Here is a 4,345-nt window from a genome sequence, read left to right as displayed (position 1 = left end):
CCATAACTTATCCTCCGTAATTGTAGTGAAATAGTCTAAATATCTTTCGCCTACAATTATAGAGGGAAACAGAGTGTTAGGAAATCCGCAGGAATATTTGGCGCTTACTTTCATATTGACAGTGAAAGAAAAACTGCTATAATATGAAAATGATTTTCAAATCAGAAGGTAGTATCCTGCGAGGTGTTTTGGCATGTTTTTTGCCAAAATCCCGAGACATACAAGGCAAAATGCCATCACCGAAGGTGATTTGGAATGCATTTTGACTCGTAACTGTGAGGGTACTGAACAGTTACGATGAGATAATTTGTGAATGTAATTTGTGTGTATAAGAAAGAGAGATGAAATAAATGGCAGTTAAGGCCCAGTATCAGACAAAGCAGATGGCAAAGCTTCTGTCCTATCTGAAAACTGTACAGGGAACTCATGTGACAGTCTCGGATGTCTGCAATTATTTTAAAGAACAGGGAATTAATATAGGAACTACAACCGTTTACCGTAATCTTGAAAAAATGGTAGAACAGGGACTGGTAGCAAAGTACACAGTAGATGGAACCAGCAGTGCATGTTTCGAATTTCTCGGTGAAGAACACAGCTGTCAGAAACAGGAATGTTTTCACTGTAAATGTGAAAAATGCGGAAAACTCATCCATTTACAGTGTGAAGATGTGGTTAAACTGGAAGCTCATATGATGGAACATCATGGATTCCGTATGGATCCTTTAAGAACAGTATTTTATGGAGTATGCAGCGAATGCAGTGCAGAGGAAAGTCAATGATCAGAAAAATTACTTCTATATTAATGGCAGTGATAATGGCAGTCGGGCTGTTCAGTGTTACAGGAACAAACCCTACACAGGCAGATAATACAAAAACAGAAAAAAAAATGAAGATAGTGACGACGATTTTTCCGGAATATGACTGGACAAGAGAGATACTGGGAGAGCGGATAAAGGATGTAGATCTTACCCTTCTCCTGGACAATGGAACAGATCTTCACAGTTTTCAGCCGGCCGTTAAAGATATTATGAAGGTATCCGGTTGTGACTTGCTGATCTATGTTGGCGGAGAATCTGATGAATGGATTGAAGATGCCCTGAAATCAGCAGCCAATCCGGATATGAAGACAGTAAATCTTATGGAAGTTCTGGGTGACTCCATTAAGGAAGAGGAAACTGTAGAGGGAATGCAGGGAGAGGAACATGAGCATGGACATGATGAGCATGAAGACGAAGTGGAATATGATGAGCATGTATGGACCTCTCTCAGAAATGCATCAGCTGTGTCAGAAGCCATTGTAGATACGTTGAAAGAACTGGATCCGGAAGGCAGTGATATTTATCAGAAAAATCTGGAAATATATCAGACAAAGCTTAATGATCTGGATGCAAAATATCAGGAGATTGTGGATCAGTCAACGCACAAAACTTTATTGTTTGCAGATCGTTTTCCATTCCGCTATCTTGTAGATGATTATGGCATTTCTTATTATGCGGCTTTTTCCGGTTGTTCGGCAGAATCAGAAGCAAGCTTCAAGACCATCACATTTCTTGCCGGCAAAGTTGACGAACTGGGACTGAAGGATGTTTTCACTATTGAAAAATCAGATGACAGGATTGCGCAGACCGTGATAGAAAACACAAAAACGAAAGACCAGAAAATATGTGTGCTGAATTCCATGCAGTCAATTACTGCGGATGAAATCAAAAAAGGAACAACGTACCTTTCTATAATGGAAGACAACCTCAAAGTTCTGAAAGAGGCAATGCAATAAACACTGCACATGAAAGGAGAGTGTTAAAATAAATGGCGCAGATTACGTGTAAGAATCTTACATTGGGATATGAAAACAGAGCTATTCAGGAAAATCTGAATTTTTCTATAAATGCAGGCGATTATCTATGTATTGTAGGTGAAAATGGTTCAGGAAAATCCACATTGATGAAGACACTTCTTCATTTACAGCCACCTATCAGTGGAACAATTGAGCTGGGGGATGGGCTTCGCAAAAATGAGATAGGATATCTTCCACAGCAGACACTTGTGCAGAGAGATTTCCCGGCATCAGTGAAAGAAATTGTACTTTCCGGATGTCAGGGACATTGTGGCTTGCGGCCTTTTTATAATAAGGAAGAAAAAGAAACAGCCCGTAAAGCCATGGAAAAAATGATGATTCTGGAGCTTCAGAACAGATGCTATCGGGAATTATCAGGTGGACAGCAGCAGCGTGTGCTTCTGGCAAGAGCGTTATGTGCTGCAAAGAAAATCCTTTTGCTGGATGAGCCGGTATCAGGCCTTGATCCGAGAGTTACAGCAGAAATGTATCAGCTTATTCAGGATCTGAACAAAAAAGATGAGATCACGATCATTATGATCTCGCATGATATAGAAGCGGCAGTCCGCTATGCAACACATATCCTGCATATTGGAGAACACTGCTTTTTTGGAACGAAGAAAGAGTATCTTAAGAGCAGCCTTGGAAGGCATTTTACCGGACAGGAGGAAGAGTAAAATGAGTAATATAATTGATACACTGAAAATGTATTTTCAGTATCCGTTTGTCCGTTATGCATTAATTGTTGGCGTGTTGATAGCACTCTGCTCCTCACTTCTGGGAGTTACACTTGTCCTGAAACGCTTTTCTTTTATTGGAGATGGACTTTCTCATGTGGCATTTGGTGCAATGGCGATCGCATCAGTTCTGAACATTACAAATAACATGCTGTTTATTTTGCCTGTAACAGTTGTATGCGCAATCCTTCTTCTCCGGGCAGGACAGAATACCAGAATAAAGGGCGATGCAGCCATAGCAATGATTTCCGTAGGAGCACTTGCCATCGGTTATCTGCTCATGAATATTTTTTCCACAAGTCCGAATATTTCAGGAGATGTATGCAGTACTCTGTTTGGATCAACATCAATTCTGACTCTGACAAAAGGCGAAGTATGGCTCTGTGCTATTCTGTCAGTAGTTGTAGTTGCGATTTTTATTCTGTTTTATAATAAAATCTTCGCGGTGACTTTTGATGAGAATTTTGCAAAGGCTGCAGGAACAAGAGCAAACGCATATAATCTTCTGATCGCTGTTGTGATTGCAGTGATTATTGTACTGGCCATGAATCTGGTGGGATCACTTCTGATTTCCGCACTGGTGATCTTCCCGGCACTTTCTGCTATGCGTCTGTTTAAGTCTTTCCGTTCTGTAACAGTAAGCGCAGCAGTGATGTCAGTACTTGGTGCATCTGCCGGAATTATTATTTCAATTCTGGCAGGTACACCGGTTGGTTCGACTATTGTAGCAGTTGATATTGTTATATTCCTGGTTTCTTATGCAAGCGGAAGAGCATAAAAATAACGGTTCACACTGAGTCATGTGAACCGTTGTTGTATATATCAGATGTGAGATGACTCCCACCTCTGTAGGTGGCGAGCAACAAATCAGTATTAGTGGTGGGAGTCAATCCCCCATCTGATATAGCCTCCGGCAGGATTGCAGAGATGCGCAGAAGAAGTATGTCATGCATTGCATGACGCGCATCTCGCAGCAAGAATGCAGAGGCATTCTTGAAATTAGACTTCAACCAGAATTCCTTTTGTTTTATCATATCTGCAGTATTTTCCATTTGCTGAAATGAACGGCTGATATGTATTTGTACGGTTATCTTTCACATATACAATACCAGTGGCAATCATCTGTACCAGGGAGAAACGTTTGCTGAGGCTGGATATCCATTCGTAAGTTTTGTTATTTCCGGAGTCAGCGGTTACGAGGCTGTATCCACCGTCACATGGGGTAAGGAAATAGTAAATCTTCTCCGGGTGAGAGGAAGTGGTTTCTTTAAATACCTGACTGGTGATGTAGGAGGAGAAATTATTTTTTACAAAATTCTGGAATGAACTTACTGTGTAAACTTCTCCGCTGACTTCATCAGAAATACGATCACCACGTTCCAGACGGTTGCGGACCAGGGTTAGAACTTCAATTGTCCAGTTGATAAAGGATATGCTGCTGTAATTCATACTTTCCTGCAGCTGATCGATCAGTTTTCTGGATAAAACATTCGATTTGGCAGCTTCGTTAAAAAGTTCTTCGTTCATAATTATCCCTCCATAAATTTAAAATTCCTTGTTGATATTTTTATTATAAAGTGATAGTATACAAAAAGCAATGAAAAAACTTAAAAAAACTGTTGAAAATATATAAAAATGTATGCGCGCAGTAGAATAAATGTTACTGTGAACGGAGTGAACCAATGTCATTTACTTAAGGAAATTCCTTGTAAAAAAGGAGTTTCCTTTTTTATTACCAGTAACTCAAAAAACACTTGACAATACCTCATGTTTG

Annotated in this window: 5 protein-coding genes; 4 read left to right on the top strand and 1 reads right to left on the bottom strand. The window is 40.0% G+C overall.

The window, feature by feature from the left end:
• The first annotated feature begins 350 nt into the window (after positions 1–350).
• Genes ACTNB8_RS16070 through ACTNB8_RS16055 form a run of 4 tightly spaced genes read left to right on the top strand, consistent with a single transcriptional unit; the run spans position 351 to position 3,349 of the window.
• Positions 351–779: a Fur family transcriptional regulator gene (locus tag ACTNB8_RS16070; RefSeq protein WP_441056080.1), complete on the top strand. Its 429-nt coding sequence runs from the start codon at positions 351–353 to the stop codon at positions 777–779.
• On the top strand, positions 779–1,774 hold the full coding sequence (locus ACTNB8_RS16065; RefSeq protein ID WP_441056081.1) for a metal ABC transporter substrate-binding protein: 996 nt from the start codon (positions 779–781) through the stop codon (positions 1,772–1,774). Before ACTNB8_RS16070 ends, ACTNB8_RS16065 begins: the two co-directional genes overlap by 1 nt.
• Positions 1,775–1,806: 32 nt before the next feature.
• Positions 1,807–2,511, top strand: coding sequence for a metal ABC transporter ATP-binding protein (locus ACTNB8_RS16060; RefSeq protein ID WP_441056079.1), 705 nt, complete (start codon positions 1,807–1,809; stop codon positions 2,509–2,511).
• Between the two features lies 1 nt (position 2,512).
• Positions 2,513–3,349, top strand: a complete 837-nt coding sequence (locus ACTNB8_RS16055; protein WP_441056078.1) for a metal ABC transporter permease — start codon at positions 2,513–2,515, stop codon at positions 3,347–3,349.
• A 221-nt stretch (positions 3,350–3,570) separates the two neighbouring features.
• Here ACTNB8_RS16055 and ACTNB8_RS16050 read toward each other — a convergent pair whose 3' ends face one another.
• A complete protein-coding gene (locus ACTNB8_RS16050) occupies positions 3,571–4,098 on the bottom strand; it encodes a hypothetical protein (protein WP_441056077.1) in 528 nt (175 codons plus the stop codon).
• Positions 4,099–4,345: the final 247 nt, after the last annotated feature.

Source organism: Blautia sp. HCP28S3_G10, from assembly GCF_052065235.1.
GTDB lineage: Bacteria > Bacillota > Clostridia > Lachnospirales > Lachnospiraceae > Blautia_A.
This window is presented reverse-complemented; position numbering and strand designations above follow the sequence as displayed.

What these genes read in the sequence shown, in the direction of transcription:
- ACTNB8_RS16070 (WP_441056080.1), top strand. Translation starts at nt 351, where the DNA reads ATGGCAGTTAAGGCCCAGTATCAGACAAAGCAGATGGCAAAGCTTCTG.
- ACTNB8_RS16060 (WP_441056079.1), top strand. Translation starts at nt 1,807, where the DNA reads ATGGCGCAGATTACGTGTAAGAATCTTACATTGGGATATGAAAACAGA.
- ACTNB8_RS16055 (WP_441056078.1), top strand. Translation starts at nt 2,513, where the DNA reads ATGAGTAATATAATTGATACACTGAAAATGTATTTTCAGTATCCGTTT.
- ACTNB8_RS16050 (WP_441056077.1), bottom strand. Translation starts at nt 4,098, where the DNA reads ATGAACGAAGAACTTTTTAACGAAGCTGCCAAATCGAATGTTTTATCC.